Below are 20,501 nucleotides of genomic sequence, written 5' to 3'. Positions count from 1 at the left end.
CCTTAGGCGCGCTTCATCACCAGCGTGAGGATGTCGTAGCTGGCCACCAGTTCTTCCCGCTGGTTGGTGACCTGCACGTCCCATGCGACCACACCCTGGCCGACGCCCTTGTCGTCGGTGCGGTTGCGGTCCACCTTGCGCTTGCACGTCAGGCGCGCGCGGATGGTGTCGCCGATGGCCACCGGCGTGATGAAGCGCAGGTTGTCCAGCCCATAATTGGCCAGCACCGGCCCCGGCGCCGGCGAGACGAACAGGCCGGCGGCGGCCGACAGCACGAAGTAGCCGTGGGCGATGCGCTTGCCGAACTGCGTGTCCTTGGCGGCGATGTCGTCGAAGTGCATGTAGAAGTAGTCGCCCGAGACGCCGCCGAAGTTGACGATGTCCGCCTCGCTGACGGTGCGCCGGTGCGTGAGCAGCGAGTCGCCGATCTTAAGCTCCTCGAAGTGCCTGCGGAACGGGTGCACGTCGCTTTCCTGCACCCGGGCGCCGCGCACGTACTCGCCGGTGACGGCGGCCAGCATCGTCGGCGAACCCTGCACCGCCGCGCGCTGCAGGAAGTGGCGCACCGCGCGAATGCCGCCCAGCTCCTCGCCGCCGCCGGCGCGTCCCGGGCCGCCGTGCTTGAGCTGCGGCAGCGGCGAGCCGTGGCCGGTCGAGTCGACCGACGCCTCGCGCTCCAATACCAGCACGCGGCCGTGCGAGGCGGCGGCCACCGGCACGGCGTAGGCGGCGATGGCCGGCTCCTTGGTCACCAAGGTCGACACCAGGCTGCCCTTGCCGCGCGCGGCCAGCGCCAGCGCTTCGTCGATGCCGTTGTAGCTGATGATGGTGCTGACCGGGCCGAAGGCTTCGACGTCGTGCACCGCGTCGTTGCCCATGCCGTCGCGGCACAGCAGCAAGGTCGGCGCGAAGAAGGCGCCGTCGGCGACACCGTCGCCCACCAATTTAAAGCCGTCGCGTTCCCCGAACAGCACCTCGTTGCCGCGCGCGAGCGTCTCCACCCGCTCGGCGACGTCGCGTTGCTGGTCCCTGGACGCCAGGGCGCCCATGCGCACGCCCTCGACCGACGGATCGCCGACGCTGACCTTGGCCAGCCGTTCGCGCAAGCGCGTGCCGACCGCGTCGACCATGTTCTCGGGGACGATGATGCGGCGGATGGCGGTGCATTTCTGGCCGGCCTTGCCGGTCATTTCGCGCGTGACCTCCTTGACGAACAGGTCGAACTCGACGTCGTCCGGCGTGACGTCCGGCGCCAGGATGGCGCAGTTGAGCGAATCCGCTTCGGCGGTGAACGGCACCGAGTTGGCGATCAGGTTGGGATTGACGCGCAGCCTGGCCGCGGTGTCGGCCGAGCCGGTGAAGGTGACGACGTCGGCGCCGCCCAGGCGGTCCAGCAGATCGCCGGTGCTGCCGATGACCAGCTGCAGCGCGCCTTCCGGCAGCAGGCCGGATTCGTGCATCATGCGCACCGCCGCCTCGGTCAGGTAGCTGGTGGCGGTGGCAGGCTTGCCGATGCACGGCATCGCCGCCAGGAAGCTGGGGGCGAATTTCTCCAGCAAGCCCCAGATCGGAAAGTTGAAGGCGTTGATGTGCACCGCCAGGCCGCCGCGCGGCACCAGGATGTGGGTGCCGCAAAAGCCGCCGTTTTTACCCAGCGCCATGGCCGGGCCTTCGTGCAGCACGTTCGACGACGGCAGCTCGCGCCCGCCCATGCTGGCGTAGGCGAACAAGGTGCCGGTGCCGCCTTCGATGTCGACCCAGCTGTCGGCGCGGGTGGCGCCGGTCAGGTGCGAGATCGCGTACAACTCTTCCTTGCGGCCGATCAGATACAGCGCCAGCGCCTTCAAGCGCGCGGCGCGCTGCTGGAAGTCGAGTTCCATCAGCGCCGGCACGCCGGTCTTGCGGGCGTAGGTCACCGCTTCGTCGAAGTCGATCCGTTCGGCGTGGGTGTGATAGATCAGCGAATTGTTCAACGCGTTGTGCAACGGCGTCGAGGCTTCGCGGCCGATCCAGCGGCCGCCGATCAGGCTTTGCAGGGTTGCTACTTGTGCCATGGTGTGTTCTCCGTGATTTATGCCGAGGCGTTCTTGTGCAGGTGCAGCGGCAGCGAGCTTTCCCACTCGATGCGCTTGCGGTCCGCTTCCACTTCGGTCAGCGCGTCGACCTCGCGCATGGTTCGCATGGACCGCACGGCCAGCTCCTGGTATTGGCCGGTGCCGGCGGTCTTCCATTGAATCTCGTCGTCGCGCAGTTCGCGCACCACCTTGGCCGGCGTGCCGACCACCAGGCTGCGGGCCGGCACCTCCATGCCGGCGCGGACGAAGGTCATGGCGGCGACGATGCTGTCGGCGCCGATGATGGCGTTGTCCATGATGACGCTGTTCATGCCGACCAGCGCGTTGCGGCCGATGCGGCAGCCGTGCAGCACCGCGCCATGGCCGATATGGCCGTCGCGTTCGACGACGGTGTCGGCGCCCGGGAAGGCGTGCATGACGCAGGTGTCCTGCAGATTGGCGCCCTCCTCCAGTATCAAGCGCCCGAAGTCGCCGCGCAGCGACGCCAGCGGACCGACGTAACAGCGCGGTCCGACAATGACGTCGCCGATCAGCACCGCGCTCGGATGCACGTACGCGGTCGGATGGACCACGGGGGTGACGCCATTGATCTCATAGACTTTGACCATGTTCGCCCCTTATGCCCGCTCGCGCGGCCGCTGGTCGACCACGCGGCGCGCCTTGCCGGTCAATGTGCGTTCGATGCCGTTGGGCGCCACCAGCCGCACCTTGGTGCTGACGCCGACGTTGGTCTTGATGCGTTGTTCCAGTTCGCGGCCCAGCGCTTCGACTTCGGTGGCCAGCACATCGCCGGCTTCCATACGCAGCTCGGCCAGCACCTCCAAGCGATCGAGATGGCCGTCGCGGGAAATGATCAACTGGTATTGCGGCGCCAGTTTCGGCATCTTGAGGATCAGTTCTTCGATCTGTGACGGGAAGACGTTGACGCCCCTGATGATCAGCATATCGTCCGAACGGCCGGTGATCTTGCCGATGCGGCGCATCGAGCGCGAGGTGGCCGGCAGCAGCCGCGTGAGATCGCGCGTGCGGTAGCGGATGATGGGCAGCGCCTCCTTGCTCAGCGAGGTGAATACCAGTTCGCCCTCCTCGCCATCGGGCAGCACCTCGCCGGTTTCGGGATCGATGATCTCCGGGTAGAAGTGGTCTTCCCAGATCACCGGACCGTCCTTGCTCTCGATGCATTCGCTGGCGACGCCGGGGCCCATCACCTCGGACAGGCCGTAGATGTCGACGGCGTCGATGCCGGCGCGCCGTTCGATCTCGGCGCGCATGGCGTCGGTCCAAGGCTCGGCGCCGAAGATGCCGACCTTGAGCGGGCTGGCGGCGGGGTCGAGGCCCTGGCGCTGGTACTCCTCGATGATGTTGAGCATATACGACGGCGTGACCATGATGATCGATGGTTTGAAGTCCTCGATCAGCTGCACCTGCTTTTCGGTCTGGCCGCCCGACATCGGGATGACCGTGCAGCCAAGGCGCTCGGCGCCATAATGCGCGCCAAGGCCGCCGGTGAACAAGCCATAGCCGTAGGAGATATGCACCATGTCGCCGCGCCGCCCGCCCGCCGCGCGGATCGACCGGGCCACCACGGCGGCCCAGGTGTCGATGTCGTTTTGCGTGTAGCCGACCACCGTCGGCTTGCCGGTGGTGCCGCTCGACGCGTGCACCCGCACCACCTGGTCGCGCGGGACGGCGAACATGCCGAACGGGTAGTTTTCGCGCAGTTCCTTCTTGCCCGTGAACGGGAATTTGGCGGTATCGGCCAGCGAGCGCAAATCATCGGGATGCACGCCCGCCGCGTCGAAGGCGGCGCGGTAGTGCGGCACGTTGTCGTAGGCGTGCTTGAGCGACCAGCGCATGCGCTGCAGTTGCAAGGCTTGAAGTTCATCCTTGCTGGCGCGTTCGATCGGCTCCAGATCGGCCGGCTCGGGAATGCGTTGGACCATCGGTGTCTCCTCGGTGCTTTATATGACTTCGCCGCCGACCCGCAGCGATTTGCCACGAAACAGGGCGATCGTTCGGCCTTCCTGATTGCTCACCTTGACGTCATAGACGCCGCTCTTGCCGTTGAGCGCCTGCTCCACCGCCTCGGCGGTGAGCACGTCGCCCAGCCGGCCGGGCGCCAGATAGTCGATCGTGCAGGCCGCGCCGACGGTGTTCAGGTTGTAGCTGTTGCAGGCGAAGGCGAAGGCGCTGTCGGCCAGCGTGAAGATAAAGCCGCCGTGGCAGCTTTGGTGGCCGTTCAACATGTCGGCGCGGATGGTCATCGACATGCTGGCGTAGCCCGGGCCGACGGCGTTGATGGTCATGCCCAGGCCTTGCGAGGCGGGGTCGCGCGCGAACATCCCGGCGGCGACGGATTCCGCCAGGGCTTGGGCGTCGGCGTCGGCGTCGGCGTCGTCATTGGCGCCGGAAATTTTCAATGGCTTATGCATAAAACCCCGCGCCGCTGGCATGTTTGCGGCGCAGCAGCGGCGAGACCCGGTAGCGGTCCTCGCCGTAGCTTGCGGCCAGGTTGGTCAGCACGGTAACGACCTGGCCGATGCCGATGGCGTCGGCCCAGGCCAGCGGCCCACGCGGATAGTTGACGCCCTTTTGCATGGCGATGTCCGCCGCCTCGGCGCTGCAGACGCCCTGGTTGACGGCGTCCGCCGCTTCGTTGACGAGCATCGCCACGGTGCGCATGACGGCCATGCCGGGGACGTCGTCCAGCCGCGTGACGGCGAAACCGGCGGCCTGGAACAGTCCCACCACCGATTGATACGCGGCCGGCGAGCACTGGTCGGAGCAGCTGACGGCGATACGCGTGGCGCTGGCGTAGTCCAGCGCCAGGTCGAACAATACCGTATCCGGGTGCTGGTTGTCGCGCGCGCGCTCGGTGGCGCTGCGGCCGTCGGTGAGGTACACCGCCGCGCCATTGCAATGGAACGCTGGAGCGCCGTCGGCGCCGGCGGCGTGGCCACGCGCCTCGGGAGACTGCCGATGGGTGACATTGACACCCGCCGCGCGCAAACGCCCGGCCAGCGCATCGGCGACCACGCTGCCGGCCACGCGCGGCGCGCCAGCCTTGGCGCCCTGCTCGACGGTGTAGCTAACGAATTCCGGCATCGGTTGCGCGGCCTCCGTGTGCGGCTGCGGCGCGACGGCGGCGCCATCGCCGTACGCATAAAAACCACGGCCGGATTTGCGCCCCAGGAACCCGGCATTGACCATCTCCTGCTGCAGCACCGACGGCGTGAAGCGCGGATCGTTGAAATAGGCGTTGAACACCGACTGCGTGACCGAGAAATTGACGTCGTGCCCGATCAGGTCCATCAACTCGAAGGGTCCCATGCGGAAGCCGCCGGCCTCGCGCATGACGGCGTCGATGGTGGCGGCATCGGCGGCCCGCTCGCCGAGCAGGCGCCAGCCCTCGGCGTAAAAAGGCCGCGCGACGCGGTTGACGATGAAGCCCGGCGTCGATTTGGCGTGCACCGGGTTCTTGCCCCAGGCGGCGGCGGTGTCGCACACCGTTTGCGCGACGGCGGCGTCGGTGGCCAGGCCGCTGATCACCTCGACCAGCGCCATCAACGGCACCGGATTGAAGAAGTGCATGCCGACCAGGCGTTCCGGCTTGCGCAGTTTGGCGGCGATGGCGGTGACCGAGATCGACGAGGTGTTGGTGGCGAGGACGCAATCGTCGCCGACGATGGATTCCAGTTCGGCGAACAGGCCACGCTTGGCGTCCAGGTTTTCGACGATCGCCTCCACCACCAGCCCGGCGCCGGCCACCTCGTCGAGCGTGACGGCGGCCCGCAGGCGGGCGATGGCGGCGGCGGCGGCGACGGCGCTCATGCGCTCCTTGGCCACCAGCTTGTTGAACACCAGCGCGATGTCGGAGATGGCCTTGGCCACCACTTCGGGGCGGGTGTCGTACAACTTGACGGTGTAGCCGGCGACGGCGGCCACCTGCGCGATGCCGGCGCCCATCGCCCCGCTGCCGATAACGGCGACCAGACGGTCCTTGCCCAGAGCTGCCATGCTTATTTCCCCTGGAATTGCGGTGCGCGTTTTTCCATGAAGGCGGCGACGCCCTCGCGATAGTCCTCGCTGCGACCCAGTTCGCTCATCATGCCGCATTCGAGCGTCAGTTGCTGCTGCAGCGTGTTGTGGGCGCTGGCGTACAGCGCCTGCTTGGTGAAGGCCAGTCCCTTGGTCGGCGCGCTGGCGAAGTGGCGCGCCAGGGCCATGGTTTCGGCGGCCAGGTCCTCGTCCGGCACGGCCTTCCAGATCAGGCCCCAGGCCTCGGCTTTCTCGGCGCTGAGTTTTTCACCCAGCATGGCCAGGCCCATGGCGCGGGCGCTGCCGATCAGGCGTGGCAGGAAATAGGTGCCGCCGGTGTCCGGGATCAGTCCCAGCTTGCAGAACATCTCGACGAACGATGCCGATTTGGCCGCGAGGACGATGTCGCACGCCAGCGCGAGGTTGGCGCCGGCGCCGGCGGCCACGCCGTTGACGGCGCAGATGACGGGCATCGGCAAGGCGCGCAGCGCCAGCACCAGCGGCGCGTAGTTTTTCTCGACCGAGTCGCCCAGGTCGACCGCCCGCGCGCCCGGTTCCACCGCGCGGTCGTTCAAATCCTGGCCGGCGCAGAAGCCGCGCCCGGCGCCGGTGAGGACGAACACGCGCACGCTCTTGTCGGTGCCGACCTTGTGGACGGCGTGGCGCACCTCGTCGTGCATCGCCTGCGTGAAGCTATTGAGTTTATCGGGGCGGTTCAGCGTCAACCGGGCGATGCCGTCGTTGATCTCAAAAAGGATGTTCTCGTAGTTCATGGCGTCTCCGTTTTATTCTATTCAGCCTGGTCGAAGTCGATGACGACTTTGTCCGTGATGGGGAAGCTCTGGCAGCTCAGGACATAGCCGCGCGCGATCTCGTAGTCTTCCAGCGCGTAGTTGACGTCCATGTCGACCTTACCTTCGATCAGTTTGCAGCGGCAGGTGGAGCACACGCCACCCTTGCAGGAATAGCGCATGTCGATGCCGGCGCGCAGGCCGGCGTCGAGCAATGACTCCTTGTCCTGGTCCATGGTGAAGCTGCTCGCGTTGCCGTCCATGATGACGGTGACTTCGGTTTCGTGGCGCCCCGCTGCCGGATCGAGGGCGCGCGGCTTGTGCTGGTGCTTGGGAATGCTGGCGGCGAACAGTTCGATCTTGATGTTCGACTTCGGCATGCCGGCCTCCTGCAGCGCCTCGGACACGCCCAGCATCATGTCCTCCGGCCCGCAGATGAAGGCGACGTCGACGTCCTCCACCCGCACCCAGTGGCGCAGGAACTGCGCGCATTTATCCTTGGTGATGCGGCCGTTGAACAATTCGATGTCCTGCTGCTCGCGGCTCATCACGTAGGCCAGCTTGAGGCGGTCCATATAGGTGTCCTTCAAGTCCGACAGTTCGTCCCTGAAGATCACCGACGACGAGGCCCGGTTGCCGTAGAAAAGCGTGAAGCGGCTGTGCGGTTCGGCGGCCAGCGTGGTCTTGATGATCGACAGGATGGGCGTGATGCCGCTGCCGGCGGCGAAGGCCAGGTAGTGCTTATGGTTGGCGGCGTCCAGCGGCACGTTGAAGTGGCCCATCGGCGGCATCACGTCGAGCGTGACGCCGGGCTTGATGGTGTCGTTGGCCCAGCTGGAGAACAGCCCGCCCTGGGTGCGCTTGATGGCCACGCGCAGCGCGCCGTCCTGCACGGCCGAGCAGATCGAATACGAGCGGCGCACGTCCTCGTCGTCGATGTGCGCGCGCAGGGTCAGGTGCTGGCCCTGCTGAAAGCGGAAGCTGTCCCTCAGCTCGGGCGGCACGGCGAAGGTGACGGCGATGGTGTCGCGCGTTTCGTTGCGCACTTGCGAGACGGTCAGCGGGTGGAATTTGCTCATGGTCGTTAGTGGCACTTGAAGTAGTCGAAAGGCTCGCGGCAGTCCAGGCATTTGTACAGCGCCTTGCAGGGCGTGGAGCCGAACTGGCTGGTGATTTCGGTGTGGCGGGAGCCGCAGTTGGGACAGGCGATGGACGGCGCCGCCGGTGCGCGGCGCGAGATGGCGGCCAGCGCGCCGCTGCGCAGGCGGCTGACATCGATCACCTTTTCGGCCGGCGGCGCGATGCCGTAGCCGGACAGCTTGGCCTTGCCCTCCTCGCTCATCCAGTCGGTGGTCCAGGCGGGCGACAACTGGTTTTGCAAGCGCACCTCGGCCACGCCGCGCGCGTGCAGCGCCCCGGTGATGGCGTCGGCGATGACCTGCATCGCCGGGCAGCCGGAGTAGGTGGGCGTGATGGTGACCGTGCAGGCGCCGTCGTCGTCGATCCGCACGTCGCGCACGATGCCCAGATCGACGATCGAGATGACCGGGATTTCGGGGTCCGCCACCTCGCCCAGCCAGGACCAGACCTGCCCGGGACTGACGGCGCGGGCGTCGATGGCGGCGGCGTTCATCGCTGCCCCCTCACCACTGGGCGCCGGGATAGGCGCGCTGCAGGAACTGCATCTCGGCCAGGATATAGCCCAGGTGCTCGGTGTGGCGCCCCTGCTTGCCGCCCTTTTGCATCCAGGCGTCGGCCGGCGGCATGGTCAGCGTCGCCTCGGCGAAGATCTCGGCCACGTGCGCCAGCCATTGCGCGCGCAGTGCGTCGGCCGGCGGCGCGATGCCTTCGGCGACCATGGCGTCGTCGACGGCGTCGTAGGCGAACACTTCGCCGCTGTACATCCACAGCTCGTCGGCGGCGGCCTGCGTGCGCGCGTGCGCCAGCTCGGTGCTGTCGCCCAGGCGCACGATCAAGTCGCCGCTGCGGCGCAGGTGGTAGGTCACCTCCTTGAGCGACTTCTCGGCGATGGCGGCGATGCGCGGGTCGGCGCTGCGCGTCAGGCCTTCGATCAGGAAGTAGTGCCAGGTGTCGAAGTAAAACTGCCGCATCATCGTATCGGCGTAGTTGCCGTTCGGCTGTTCGAGCAGCAGGCAGTTCTTGAAATCGTGGGCGTCGCGGTGGTAGGCCAGCTTGTCCTCGTCGCGGCCGGCGCCTTCGAGTTCGGCGGCGTATTCGTACCACAGGCGGGTCTGGCCCAGCAGATCCAGCGCGACGTTGGTCAGCGCCATGTCCTCTTCCAGCGCCGGCCCTTTGCCGCACAATTGCGAGAGCTGCTGGCTGAGGATCAGCGCATTGTCGCCCAGGCGAAGCAGGTAATTGACTTTGGTGTCCACGATGCGCTCCGCCTACAGGTTCTTGACTTCGGCCGGCATCGGGAAGAAGGTCGGATGGCGATAGACCTTGCTGTTGGCCGGCTCGAACAGCGCGCCCTTGTCGCCAGGGCTGCTGGCGACGATGTCGGCCGCGCGCACCACCCAGATGCTGACGCCCTCATTGCGGCGCGTGTAGACGTCGCGCGCGTTGTTGACGGCCATTTCGGCGTCCGGCGCGTGCAGGCTGCCGACATGCTTGTGCGCCAGACCGTGCTGGCTGCGGATGAACACTTCCCACAGGGGCCATTCCTTGCTCATGCCGTTCTCCTCGATTTAGCGTGTTTATCGGCGTGGACCACCAGCGCCTCGCGGAACCAGGCGCCGTCCTCCCAGGCCTTGACGCGGGTGCGCAGCCGTTCGCGGTTGCACGGGCCGTTGCCCTTCAAGACGTTGTGGAATTCGCTCCAGTCGATGGCGCCGAATTCGTAGTGGCCGGTGTCGGCGTTGAATTTGAGATCCGGGTCGGGCACCGTCAGGCCGAGGAATTCGGCCTGGGGCACGGTCTGGTCGACCATGCGCTGGCGCAGTTCGTCGTTGGAGAACAGCTTGATGCGCCATTGCGCCGACTGCGCGCTGTTGACCGATTCCGCGTCCGAGGGGCCGAACATCATCAGCGACGGCCACCACCAGCGGTTGAGCGCATCCTGCGCCATGGCTTTTTGCTCGGGCGTGCCGCGCGCCAGCGACAGCATGATGTCGTAGCCCTGGCGCGCGTGGAACGACTCCTCCTTGCAGACGCGGATCATGGCGCGCGCGTACGGACCGTACGAGCAGCGGCACAGCGGGATCTGGTTGATGATGGCCGAACCGTCGACCAGCCAGCCGATGGCGCCCATGTCGGCCCACGACAAGGTCGGGTAGTTGAAGATGCTCGAGTATTTGGCTTTGCCGCTGTGCAGGGCGGCCAGCAGCTCGTCGCGCGACACGCCCAGCGTTTCGGCGGCGCTATATAAATACAGTCCGTGGCCCGCTTCGTCCTGGATCTTGGCCAGCAGGATGGATTTGCGCTTGAGCGTGGGCGCGCGCGTGACCCAGTTCCCTTCCGGCAGCTGGCCGACGATCTCCGAGTGCGCGTGCTGCGAGATCTGGCGGATCAGGGTTTTGCGGTAGGCGTCCGGCATCCAGTCCTTGGCCTCGATCTTGACGCCGTCGTCGATGCGGGCCTGGAAGGCGCGTTCGTCGGCGGCCATGTCGTCGGCCGTGCGGACGGTGCTCAGGCCGGTCTCCACCATTTGTGCGTACATAGCTGTCTCCTCGTGTCACGCCATATTACGATACACAATCTGATTTTGCTACGACTATTTCGAATCATATTAAAATAGAGCATCCAAACAGAAACCGCCCAGAAATAAATGCTGCGCCGCAGTCGGGGCAAAGTAAACTATTGTTTCCATGTACAGAGACGTCCGCCTATGAATTATTCCGATTGGATAGCGCAGTTCCTCGCCGGCGAGCCGCCGCGCTCGAAGTCGCTGGTGGTGACGATTTTCGGCGACGCCATCGTGCCGCACGGGGGGATGGTCTGGCTGGGCAGTCTGATCGAGCTGTTGGCGCCGTTCGGGGTCAACGACCGGCTGTTGCGCACGTCGGTGTTCCGGCTGGCGCAGGAGGGCTGGCTGGGCGCCCAGCGCGACGGCCGGCGCAGCTCGTACGCGATCACGCCGGACGCGATGGCGCGCTTCGTGCACGCCTACCGCCGCATCTACGCGCCGCTCAACGTGCATTGGGACGGCAGCTGGACTTTGGTGCTCAACGGTGACGGCGGGCTCAACGCGGCCGAGCGCGGCGCCGTGCGCAAGGAACTGTTGTGGGAGGGCTACAGCGTGATCGCGCCCGGCATCATGGGGCATCCGGCGGCCGACGCCGCCGCGCTCGACGAGTTGCTCAAGCGGCTGGGCGTGGCGGGGAAGTTGTTCGTGGTGCAGGCCAAGTCGGTGGAGCGGGTCGCGGGCCGGCCGTTGAGCGATCTGGTGGCCGGCGGCTGGGATGTGGACGGCGTGGCGCTGGGCTATGGCGGCTTTATCGCGCGCTTCGAGCCGTTGCTGGCGGCGTTGCGGGCGCCGGGCGCGGCGGCGGCGTTGACGCCGGAGCAGGCGTTTGTGATCCGCACGCTGCTGATCCACGCGTACCGGCGGGTGCAGTTGCACGATCCGCAACTGCCGGTGGAGCTGCTGCCCACGCCGTGGCCGGGCGCGCTGGCCTATGAGCTGGCGCGCGGTATCTATCGGGCGGTGTTCGCGGACGCCGAGCGGCATGTGGAGGCGGTGCTGCGCCGCGAGGACGAGGCCGCGCCAGCGGCCGAGCCGGCGTTTTTCGAGCGGTTTGGTGGATTGGCTTGATGCGCCGCCGACGGCTCATCGATGGCCGATTACGGCGTTCCGCCTCTCAAGTCCTCCGGCAGGAGGACGCTCGTTCGATGTGCCCCCGGGGCGGATTGGCGGGCATCGCCCGCTAATCCGCCCTACGCAACCACGTGCGCCAGATTTGCCGCATTTGCGCAACATGGTCGACGATGAATTGCTCGGCTTCGCGCAGTTGCCTCTCCGATAACCCGGTGTGCCACGCCAGCGCCACCTCGGGCTCCAGCCAGAACTTGGCCGTGCCGTCCGGGTGCGAGACGTGGATGTGCATGCGCTTGTCGCCACGGGCGAAAAAATAGTAGCGGTAATCGTCGACCTGGAATAGCGGCGGATTCATGGCGGGCTCCTGCGCGGCGTGGCGGTCACCTCAACTTAGCAAACCCGCCGCCGGCCGGCTTGCGCTGGCGCAGAGCGCCCGGCCGCCGCGCCAGCCTGTATGATGTCGGCACTGCGCCAAAAGTGCAAACATCCTCTTTACACTGAATCCACCAGGACTTACGCAATGTCTATCAAAATCAGCCAGCAATTCGACGCCGGCGCCATCGAAGTCGTGCGCGCCGACGACCCGGCCGCCATCGACCTGAACATCCGCAAGGATTCCCACGCCGACATCACGCAATGGTTTTATTTCCGCGTCCAGGGCGCCGCGGCGACGCCGTTGAACCTGCGCTTCCTCAACGCCGGCGCGGCCGCCTACCCGGACGGCTGGAAAGATTACCAGGCCGTCGCCAGCTACGACCGCGACAGCTGGTTCCGCGTGCCGACCACCTATGACGGCCAGGTGATGACGATCAGTCACACGCCGGAATACGACAGCGTCTACTACGCCTACTTCGAGCCGTACTCGTGGGAACGCCACCTGGCGCTGCTGGACAACGCGCAACTGTCGCCGCTGGTCAAGCAGGTCGACCTGGGCAGCACCATCGACGGCCGCGACCTCAACATGCTGGTCATCGGCGACCCCGAGGCCGAACAAAAGGTGTGGGTCATCGCGCGCCAGCATCCGGGCGAGACGATGGCCGAGTGGTTCGTCGAGGGCATGGTCGACGCCCTGCTCGACCCGGCCAATCCGTTCGGCCGCCAGTGCCTCAAGGAGGCGGTGTTCTATGTGGTGCCGAACATGAATCCGGACGGCTCGGTGCGCGGCAACCTGCGCACCAACGCCGCCGGCGCCAACCTGAACCGCGAGTGGCTCAATCCGACGATGGAGCGCAGCCCGGAGGTGTTCCTGGTCAAGAACAAGATGCTCGAGATCGGCTGCGACCTGTGCCTCGACATCCACGGCGACGAGGGCTTGCCGTACGTGTTCGTGGCCGGCAGCGAGTCGTTGCCGAATTTCACGCCCGAACAGGCCGAGGCGCAACAGTATTTCATCGACAACTTCCTGATCGCCAGCCCGGACTTCCAGGACGAATACGGCTACGGCGAGACGCCGTACACGCCGGAAACGCTGACGATGGGTTCGCCGCACATCACCCACGCGTTCGGCTGCCTGTCGCTGACCCTGGAGATGCCGTTCAAGGACAACGCCAACGATCCGGACCCGGACACCGGCTGGAACGGCGCCCGCAGCGCCGAGCTGGGCCGGGCGGTGTTGCAGCCGGTGCTGCAATCGCTGCTCGCGCAGCAGTGACCATGGCAAGCGCCTGAGAAGGTTCCCTGCGGCGCGACAATGTGTTCGCCGCAGGGAAAAATACACTGGGCCTCACACGGCGCATCCCCGCGCCGCCCCGGGAGGTTCAGCATGATTACCCTGTTTTGCGCGCGCCGCGCGCTCGTTTGCGCCGCCATGTCGGCCACCGCCTTGCTGCTGGGCGCCTGCAACACCCCCTACCGACCGCCGCTGTTCGTCGAGCCCGACCCCGTCTTCCCCGGCCTGATCGACCTGGCCGCCCGGGCCGACGGCAAGGGCGCCGACGTGCTGCTGGTGCACGGCATGTGCACGCACGACGCCAAGTGGGCGCCCAAGGCGGTGGCGCAGATGACGCAAGCGCTTACGGCCGCCACGACGTCCCCCGAAGCCGGCCCCGCCGCCGGCGCGGCCGGGGAGGTCCCGCGGGTGCAAATCGTGCCGTCCACGGTGCGCACGCCGGCCGGCACGCTGCGCTTCGCCGCGATGATCTGGTCGCCGCTGACGGTGCCGCTCAAGCGCCAGCTATGCTACGACCAGACCAACAAATTGGCCATCTGCGCCGGCGAGCCGCCCTACCCGTTCACCCGCGCGCGCCTCAACGCCCGCCTGAAGGACGTGCTGGTCGACGATTGCCTGGCGGACGCGGTGGTGTATCAGGGCGTCTCGCGCGACGCCATCCAGCGCCGCATGCGCGAGGCGATTTTGCAGGTGCTGACGGCCAGCGACGGGCCGTCCGATCAGCCGCTGATGGTGGTCTCTAGCAGCCTGGGCAGCAAAATCCTGTTCGACACGCTGCTGCGCATGACCGAGGAGGAGCCCGGCGCCCGGGCGTCGCGGCTGGCGCTGCGGGCGGTCGAGCGCCTGCGCTTTCTGGTAATGGCGGGCAATCAGATTCCGCTGCTGTCGCTGGCCGACCAGCAGATCGGCGACGCCGACACCGCCCGCCGCCTGGTGCCGTCGCCGCCGGACAGTTTGCAGCTGCTGCTGCAAAAGCGCAGCGCCGGCAAGCGGCTGCCCGTCGCCGGGCCGGGGCTGACCCTGGTGGCGTTCACCGATCCCAACGATTTGTTGTCGTACACGCTGCCGGCCGAGCGCTACGCGGGCGACGACGTGGCGGTGTATAACATTATGGTATCCAACGCGCCCACATGGCTGGGCTTGCTCGCACGCCCGGACCAGGCCCACCTGGACTATCTGGACAATCCGGACGTCGGCCGCCTGATCGCCTGCGGCCGGCCGGCCAGCGCGCACTGCAAGCGGGAATAGCACCGCCGCGCGGGGCGGCGGGCGCTTCGGCGTATGGCTCAGCCGCCCGCCACCACCATGCTCTCGATCAGGATCGAGCCGGTTTCCTTGGTGCCGCGCACCAGCGTGTCGGCGCCGACGGCGACGATCTGCGCCAGCATGTCCTTCATGTTGCCGGCGATGGTGATCTCCTCGACCGGATACTGGATCACGCCGTTCTCGACCCAGAAGCCGGACGCCCCGCGCGAATAGTCGCCGGTCACGTAGTTGGTCCCTTGGCCCATCAACTCGGTCACCAGCAGGCCGGTGCCCAGCTTTTTGAGCATGGCCACGAAGTCGTCGCTGTTCCTGGTCAGGGTCGACGTCAGCGCCAGGTTGTGCGAGCCGCCGGCGTTGCCGGTGGTCTTCATGCCCAGCTTGCGCCCCGTGTAGGTCGACAGGAAGTAGCCCTGCACCACGCCGTCCTTGACGACGTCGCGCTTGACGGTGCGCACGCCCTCCTCGTCGAACGGCGCCGAGCCGACGCCGCCGATGATGTGCGGATCCTCGGTGATCTGCACGTGCTTGGGCAGCACCTGCTTGCCCAGCGAATCGATCAAAAAGCTCGACTTGCGGTACAGCGCCCCGCCGGACGTCGCCTGCACGAACGCGCCCAGCAAACCGGCCGCCAGCGGCGCCTCGAACAGCACCGGACAAGTGCGCGTGGCGATGGTGCGCGCGTTCAGGCGCGCCAGCGCGCGTTCGGCCGCGTACCGGCCGATGGCCTCCGGCGACGCCATCTTGCTGGCGTCGCGCACCGACGAATACCAGTCGTCGCGCTGCATGCCGGCGCCCTTGCCGGCGATCGGCGCCACCGACAGCGTATGGCGCGAGAACGGATAGCCGCCGATGAAGCCGCGCGAATTGGCCGACACGAAATGCGACTGCTGCACATGCACGTTGGCGCCCTCGGAATTGGTCACGCGCGGATCGACGTCGAACGCCGCCGCCTCGGCGCGCCGGGCCAGCGCCACCGCGCCCTCGGTGCTCAGGTCCCACGGATAGAACAGCTTCAGGTCGCGCGGCGCCAGCTCCAGCATGTCCTCGTCGGCCAGGCCGGCGCAATCGTCGTCGGCCGTGAAGCGGGCGATGTTGTAGGCCGCCTCCACGGTCGCCTTCAGCGCCGCCGGCGAAAAATCGGAGGTGCTGGCGTTGCCGCGGCGCTGGCCGATGAACACCGTCACGCCCATGCCCTTGTCCTTGTTTTGCTCGATCGTCTCGATCTCGCTCTTGCGGACGGACACCGACAGCCCACTGCCTTCGCTGATCTCGACGGCGCAATCGGTGCCGCCCTGCGCCTTGGCGAAGGCCAGCACATCGCGGGCGAGCTGCTGCAACTGGTCCTGGGTGTGGGTGAAATGGGGATCGCTCATGGGCTGTTTTCTTCGGGTGGCCGCTAAAACAGTTATCATAGCAGTCGTTTACAGTTTACAGGGGCAGGTACACGCCCCACCGAAAGTTGATATTATGGTAAATCCAAATCGCGGCGCGGTCGGCTTCAGCTCCACCGAATTCGAGCAAGAATACGAACGCCCTTCCAAATCCGAGATGAAGCGCCAGTCCGACGCCCTGCAGAAAATGGGCGAAACGCTGGTCGAGGCGGCGCGTGACCGCGTCAAGCGCGTGCCGATGCCCGAGGACGTGCGCGACGCCATCCTCGAGTGCCAGCAGATCACCAACCACGAGGGCCGCCGCCGCCAGATGCAATTCGTCGGCAAGAAGATGCGCACCCTCGACGAGGCCGAAGTGGCCGAGATCCAGAAGGCCATCGACAGCTGGAAGGGCGCCTCCAAGTCGGAGACGGCCGCCATGCACGCGCTGGAACGGCGCCGCGACAAGCTGCTTGCCGATGACAAGGCGCTGACCGTGCTGCTGGAGGAGAACCCGGAACTGGACGTGCAGCAGCTGCGCACCCTGATCCGCAACGCCCGCAAGGAGCAGGCCGAGAACAAGCCGCCGAAGGCCTACCGCGAGATCTTCCAGATCCTCAAGCAGATCGAGGGCAAGAAGAAAAAACCGGCCGCCGATGACGGCGACGAAGACGACAGCGAGCAAGATGACGAGTAAGGACATTGACGTCAGCGTCGACCCGGGCCAGTTGCTGGTGATCGGGCTGGTGTCGGTCTCGGACCGCGCCAGCGGCGGCGTGTATCAAGACCTGGGCATTCCGGCGCTGGAGGAATGGCTGGCGCGCGCGCTGACCACTCCCTACCGCCTTGAAACCCGCCTGATCGCCGACGAGCGGGCGCTGATCGAAGCCACCCTGACCGACCTGGTCGACATCGACCGCTGCCACCTGGTGCTCACCACCGGCGGCACCGGCCCGGCGCGGCGCGACGTCACGCCGGAGGCCACCTTGGCCGTCGGCACCAGGGAAATGCCCGGTTTCGGCGAACAAATGCGTCAAATCAGCCTGCGCTTCGTGCCGACCGCGATCCTGTCGCGGCAGACGGCGGTGATCCGCGAGACGCCCGACCACGCGGCGCTGATCATGAACCTGCCGGGCCAGCCGAAGGCCATCGCCGAAACGCTGGGCGGGCTGAAAGACGCCGACGGCGCCACCTTGGTGGGCGGCATCTTCGCCGCCGTGCCCTACTGCGTCGACCTGATCGGCGGTCCGTACATGGAAACCGATCCGGCCGTGTGCAAGGCGTTCCGCCCCAAATCCGCGCTGCGTCCGCAGCCGGCGGCCTGACGCCATACGCCCATCGCCATGGCCACCGCGCGCACGCGCCGCCGTTTGCTGGGCGGCGCCGGCGCGGCCGGCCTGCTATATTTCTGCCAACGACTATCCGCATCCCCGAGGAGCCCCATGAGCACGCTGCTGCAAACGATCGAAAAAGAAACCGGCGCCAATCCGAGCGTCGCCATCATCTGGATGCACGGCCTGGGCGCCGACGCCAACGACTTCGCGCCGATGCCGCAGGAGCTCGATTTGCGCGGGCTGCCGCCGATCCGCTTCGTGTTCCCCAACGCCGACACGATGCCGGTGACGGTCAACGGCGGCTACGTGATGCGCTCGTGGTACGACATCGTCGCCAGCGACCTTGGCCGGCAGGAGGACGAAGCGGGGCTGCGCGCCTCGCAGCTGAAGGTCGAAGCGTTGATCGCGCGCGAGAACGCGCGCGGCATCCCGACCTCGCGCATCGTGCTGGCCGGCTTCTCGCAAGGCTCGGCGATGACGTTGCAAACGGGATTGCGGCAGAAGGACAAGCTGGCCGGCATGATGTGCCTGTCGGGCTACCTGCCGATCGCCGCCAAGGCCGGCGCCGAGCACACCAGGGAAAGCCTGGCCACGCCGATCTTCATGGGGCACGGCCGCATGGACCCGGTGGTACCGCTGGCGCGCGCCGAACAATCGCGCGACGCGTTAAAGCAGCTCGGCTACGACGTCGAATGGCACGAGTACCCGATGCAGCACTCGCTGTGCCAGCAAGAAATCGTCGACATCAGCGCCTGGCTCAAGCGCATCCTCTAAAGCAACTCCGGGGTCAGGTCCTAATGCCGCTAAGTTAAGACGATTTGCGTAGGGCGGATTAGGCGGAACGCCGTAATCCGCCATGAGCCGCCGACGGCGCTTGGCGGATTACGCTGCGCTAATCCGCCCTACGTGATTCCGATCCCCGCTTAACTTAGCGGCATTAGGGTCACGGCATTAGGGTCACACGGCATTAGGGTCAGGTCCACCATTTCTACACGAGCTGATGCGTGCCTCGGCCGGACTCCGCGAAATTGGGATAGCACCCCACAACGGATACCTCCAAATAACGAACCTGGACGACCCGCACGCTGCCCATGCCCCATACGGCCGGGCTCGTGTAGAAATGGTGGACCTGACCCCGGAGTTACTCCGGCAGCGGCACGGCCGCCGACGCCGGCACCTCGGTCTGCGAAGCGTTCATCACCATGGCCAGAAATGTGTAGTAGCCGTTGATCCCCATCAAATCGACTACGCCGTGCTCGCCGAACATCGCCAGCGCCGCCGCATACGTGTCGTCGTCGATGCGCTGGCGCTGGTGCAGCATCACGCAGAAGTCGTGCACCAGCGCCTCGTCCGGCGCCATGCCCTCGGGCCGCCGCCGCGCCGCGATCGCCGCGATCACCTCGTCGGCGATGCCGTGGTAGCGCGCGATCGGCTCGTGGATCGCCCATTCCACCTGCTGGCTCCATTGGCGCGCCGTCACCAGGATCGCCAACTCCGTGAGCCGCGTGCCGATCGCGCTGCGGTAGCGCAGGTACTCGCCCATGCGCTGCGCCGCCGCCATCAGCTCCGGGCTGCGGATCAGCGGCACGAACGGCCCGTACAGCGCGCCGCGCGGGCCGTCGATCACCGCCTGCGCCGCCACCTGCTGGCTGGCGCTCATCTGTGCAAAGGGAATCGGTCCCAGTCGATCGTCCATATCATTGTCCTTGTGGCTTTGGGAAACTATTTACTTATGTTCCGGCATTTATCAAGGGAATACAAGCCGATCGGCGCTATCTTCTGCTGTCGGTCACACTCTTCCCCCCGCCAGAAAGGACGCCATGAGCAACATCATCCACCGCAATCTGCGCCGCCCGCCGCCGCTGGCCGTTAGCGCCTCCGGCCTGACCGTGCGCGACAGCGCGGGCAACAGCTATCTCGACGCCAGCGGCGGCGCCGCCGTCTCGTCGCTGGGCCACGGCCACCCCGACGTGCTGGCCGCCATGCACGCCCAGATCGACCGCAACGCCTACGCCCACACCGCCTTCTTCACCTGCGAACCGGCCGAGGAACTGGCCACGCGCCTGGCCAACGACGCCCCCGGCGACCTCGATCACGTCTACCTCGTCTCCGGCGGCTCGGAGGCGATGGAGACGGCGCTCAAGCTGGCGCGCCAGTACTTCGTCGAGGCCGGCGACACCGAGCGCAGCGTCTTCATCGCCCGCCGCCAGAGCTACCACGGCAACACGCTCGGCGCGCTGGCCATCGGCGGCAACGAGTGGCGCCGCCGGCCATTCGAGCCGCTGTTGATGAACGTGCCGCGCGTGTCGCCCTGCTACGAATACCGCCACCGCCCCAAGGACCAGAGCGTCGACGACTATACCGATAGCCTGCTGCGCGAACTCGAGGCGCGCATCCTGGAGACCGGGCCGTCGCGCGTGATCGCCTTCTGCGCCGAGACGGTGGTCGGCGCCACCGCCGGCGCGGTGCCGCCCACGCCCGGCTACTTCCGCGGCGTGCGCCAGCTGTGCGACCAGTACGGCATCCTGTGGATCGCCGACGAGGTCATGTGCGGTATGGGCCGCACCGGCACCTTGTACGCGTTCGAGCAGGAGGGCGCGCTGCCGGACCTGGTGGTGCTGGGCAAGGGCCTGGGCGCCGGCTACCAGCCGATCGGCGCGGTGCTGGCGCGCGAACACATCGTCACCCGCCTGCGTGAGGGCAGCGGCGCCTTCCAGCACGGCCACACCTACATGGGCCACCCGATCGCCGCCGCCGCCGCGCTGGCGGTGCAGAAGGTGATACAGCGCGATAACCTGCTGGGCGCCGTCACGGTGCGCGGCGCCAGCTTCCGGCGCATGCTGCGCGAGGCCTTCGGCGAGCATCCGTACGTGGGCGACATCCGCGGCCGCGGCCTGTTCATCGGCATGGAACTGGTCAAGGACCGAGAGAGCAAGGAGCCGTTCGATCCGCAGCTCAAGCTGCACGCGGCCATCAAGGACCAGGCGATGGCGGTCGGCTTGATGGTCTATCCGATGGGCGGCACCATCGACGGCCGGCTGGGCGACCATATCCTGCTGGCGCCGCCGTTCACCAGCACCGAGGCGGAGCTGGCCGAAATCACCAGCCGTCTCGGCGAGGCCGTCAAGCGGGCGTTCACCAGCGTGTTGTGACGGTGCGGCGGCGCATTCCGTCACGCGCC

Annotated in this window: 21 protein-coding genes; 7 read left to right on the top strand and 14 right to left on the bottom strand. The window is 66.9% G+C overall.

Annotated elements, in window-relative coordinates; genetic code table 11:
- Positions 1 to 2: 2 nt before the first annotated feature.
- From paaZ to paaA, 11 genes are read right to left on the bottom strand one after another with little or no spacing between them, the layout of a single operon-like run.
- Complete coding sequence (gene paaZ, locus JOD97_RS23150) at positions 3 to 2,054, bottom strand: phenylacetic acid degradation bifunctional protein PaaZ (RefSeq protein WP_209723899.1); 2,052 nt, start codon at positions 2,052 to 2,054, stop codon at positions 3 to 5.
- A gap of 17 nt (positions 2,055 to 2,071) precedes the next feature.
- On the bottom strand, positions 2,072 to 2,683 hold the full coding sequence (paaY, locus tag JOD97_RS23145; protein WP_209723897.1) for a phenylacetic acid degradation protein PaaY: 612 nt from the start codon (positions 2,681 to 2,683) through the stop codon (positions 2,072 to 2,074).
- A gap of 9 nt (positions 2,684 to 2,692) precedes the next feature.
- Entirely contained in the window at positions 2,693 to 4,018 is a 1,326-nt protein-coding gene (gene paaK / locus JOD97_RS23140; RefSeq protein WP_209723895.1) for a phenylacetate--CoA ligase PaaK, read from the bottom strand.
- Between the two features lie 18 nt (positions 4,019 to 4,036).
- The gene (gene paaI, locus JOD97_RS23135) at positions 4,037 to 4,507 is read right to left on the bottom strand and encodes a hydroxyphenylacetyl-CoA thioesterase PaaI (protein WP_209723893.1); all 471 of its coding nucleotides are present in this window, start codon (positions 4,505 to 4,507) and stop codon (positions 4,037 to 4,039) included.
- The gene (gene paaH, locus JOD97_RS23130; protein WP_209723890.1) at positions 4,500 to 6,092 is read right to left on the bottom strand and encodes a 3-hydroxyacyl-CoA dehydrogenase PaaH; all 1,593 of its coding nucleotides are present in this window, start codon (positions 6,090 to 6,092) and stop codon (positions 4,500 to 4,502) included. The genes paaI and paaH overlap by 8 nt, the downstream gene beginning before the upstream one ends.
- A 2-nt stretch (positions 6,093 to 6,094) precedes the next feature.
- Entirely contained in the window at positions 6,095 to 6,886 is a 792-nt protein-coding gene (gene paaG / locus JOD97_RS23125) for a 2-(1,2-epoxy-1,2-dihydrophenyl)acetyl-CoA isomerase PaaG (RefSeq protein ID WP_209723889.1), read from the bottom strand.
- A gap of 17 nt (positions 6,887 to 6,903) precedes the next feature.
- Positions 6,904 to 7,983, bottom strand: a complete 1,080-nt coding sequence (paaE, locus tag JOD97_RS23120; RefSeq protein WP_209723887.1) for a 1,2-phenylacetyl-CoA epoxidase subunit PaaE — start codon at positions 7,981 to 7,983, stop codon at positions 6,904 to 6,906.
- Positions 7,984 to 7,988: 5 nt separating this feature from the next.
- Positions 7,989 to 8,537, bottom strand: coding sequence for a 1,2-phenylacetyl-CoA epoxidase subunit PaaD (gene paaD, locus JOD97_RS23115; protein WP_209723884.1), 549 nt, complete (start codon positions 8,535 to 8,537; stop codon positions 7,989 to 7,991).
- 10 nt (positions 8,538 to 8,547) lie between these two features.
- A complete protein-coding gene (paaC, locus tag JOD97_RS23110; protein ID WP_209723882.1) occupies positions 8,548 to 9,300 on the bottom strand; it encodes a 1,2-phenylacetyl-CoA epoxidase subunit PaaC in 753 nt (250 codons plus the stop codon).
- A gap of 12 nt (positions 9,301 to 9,312) precedes the next feature.
- Positions 9,313 to 9,597, bottom strand: coding sequence for a 1,2-phenylacetyl-CoA epoxidase subunit PaaB (paaB, locus tag JOD97_RS23105; protein ID WP_090317313.1), 285 nt, complete (start codon positions 9,595 to 9,597; stop codon positions 9,313 to 9,315).
- Positions 9,594 to 10,583: a 1,2-phenylacetyl-CoA epoxidase subunit PaaA gene (paaA, locus tag JOD97_RS23100; protein WP_209723880.1), complete on the bottom strand. Its 990-nt coding sequence runs from the start codon at positions 10,581 to 10,583 to the stop codon at positions 9,594 to 9,596. The genes paaB and paaA overlap by 4 nt, the downstream gene beginning before the upstream one ends.
- Before the next feature lie 168 nt (positions 10,584 to 10,751).
- On the opposite strand from paaA, the gene paaX reads away from it, so the two are divergent.
- Complete coding sequence (paaX, locus tag JOD97_RS23095) at positions 10,752 to 11,678, top strand: phenylacetic acid degradation operon negative regulatory protein PaaX (RefSeq protein WP_209723878.1); 927 nt, start codon at positions 10,752 to 10,754, stop codon at positions 11,676 to 11,678.
- A gap of 112 nt (positions 11,679 to 11,790) precedes the next feature.
- Here paaX and JOD97_RS23090 read toward each other — a convergent pair whose 3' ends face one another.
- The gene (locus JOD97_RS23090; RefSeq protein ID WP_209723877.1) at positions 11,791 to 12,036 is read right to left on the bottom strand and encodes a DUF4160 domain-containing protein; all 246 of its coding nucleotides are present in this window, start codon (positions 12,034 to 12,036) and stop codon (positions 11,791 to 11,793) included.
- Between the two features lie 165 nt (positions 12,037 to 12,201).
- On the opposite strand from JOD97_RS23090, the gene JOD97_RS23085 reads away from it, so the two are divergent.
- Together JOD97_RS23085 and JOD97_RS23080 are read left to right on the top strand one after the other, a co-directional pair.
- Complete coding sequence (locus JOD97_RS23085; RefSeq protein WP_209723875.1) at positions 12,202 to 13,332, top strand: M14-type cytosolic carboxypeptidase; 1,131 nt, start codon at positions 12,202 to 12,204, stop codon at positions 13,330 to 13,332.
- 111 nt (positions 13,333 to 13,443) lie between these two features.
- Positions 13,444 to 14,598: a hypothetical protein gene (locus JOD97_RS23080; RefSeq protein ID WP_209723873.1), complete on the top strand. Its 1,155-nt coding sequence runs from the start codon at positions 13,444 to 13,446 to the stop codon at positions 14,596 to 14,598.
- 38 nt (positions 14,599 to 14,636) lie between these two features.
- Here the strand turns inward: JOD97_RS23080 and pmbA are convergent, their stop codons facing one another.
- Positions 14,637 to 15,989: a metalloprotease PmbA gene (pmbA, locus tag JOD97_RS23075; RefSeq protein WP_209723871.1), complete on the bottom strand. Its 1,353-nt coding sequence runs from the start codon at positions 15,987 to 15,989 to the stop codon at positions 14,637 to 14,639.
- 94 nt (positions 15,990 to 16,083) lie between these two features.
- Here pmbA and yjgA point away from each other — a divergent pair, with 94 nt between their 5' ends.
- From yjgA to JOD97_RS23060, 3 genes are all read left to right on the top strand, one after another.
- Positions 16,084 to 16,683: a ribosome biogenesis factor YjgA gene (gene yjgA / locus JOD97_RS23070; RefSeq protein ID WP_209723869.1), complete on the top strand. Its 600-nt coding sequence runs from the start codon at positions 16,084 to 16,086 to the stop codon at positions 16,681 to 16,683.
- Positions 16,673 to 17,311, top strand: coding sequence for a molybdopterin adenylyltransferase (mog, locus tag JOD97_RS23065; RefSeq protein ID WP_209723867.1), 639 nt, complete (start codon positions 16,673 to 16,675; stop codon positions 17,309 to 17,311). The genes yjgA and mog overlap by 11 nt, the downstream gene beginning before the upstream one ends.
- Before the next feature lie 117 nt (positions 17,312 to 17,428).
- Positions 17,429 to 18,094: an alpha/beta hydrolase gene (locus tag JOD97_RS23060; protein WP_209723866.1), complete on the top strand. Its 666-nt coding sequence runs from the start codon at positions 17,429 to 17,431 to the stop codon at positions 18,092 to 18,094.
- 367 nt (positions 18,095 to 18,461) lie between these two features.
- Here JOD97_RS23060 and JOD97_RS23055 read toward each other — a convergent pair whose 3' ends face one another.
- Positions 18,462 to 19,016, bottom strand: a complete 555-nt coding sequence (locus JOD97_RS23055) for a carboxymuconolactone decarboxylase family protein (protein WP_209723864.1) — start codon at positions 19,014 to 19,016, stop codon at positions 18,462 to 18,464.
- 124 nt (positions 19,017 to 19,140) lie between these two features.
- Here JOD97_RS23055 and JOD97_RS23050 point away from each other — a divergent pair, with 124 nt between their 5' ends.
- A complete protein-coding gene (locus JOD97_RS23050) occupies positions 19,141 to 20,472 on the top strand; it encodes an aspartate aminotransferase family protein (protein WP_209723861.1) in 1,332 nt (443 codons plus the stop codon).
- Positions 20,473 to 20,501: the final 29 nt, after the last annotated feature.

It is taken from the genome of Duganella sp. 1411, from assembly GCF_017833525.1.
Lineage (GTDB): Bacteria > Pseudomonadota > Gammaproteobacteria > Burkholderiales > Burkholderiaceae_D > Rugamonas.
Note: the sequence above shows the minus strand (reverse complement) of the source record. Positions and strands in the feature narration are given on the sequence as shown.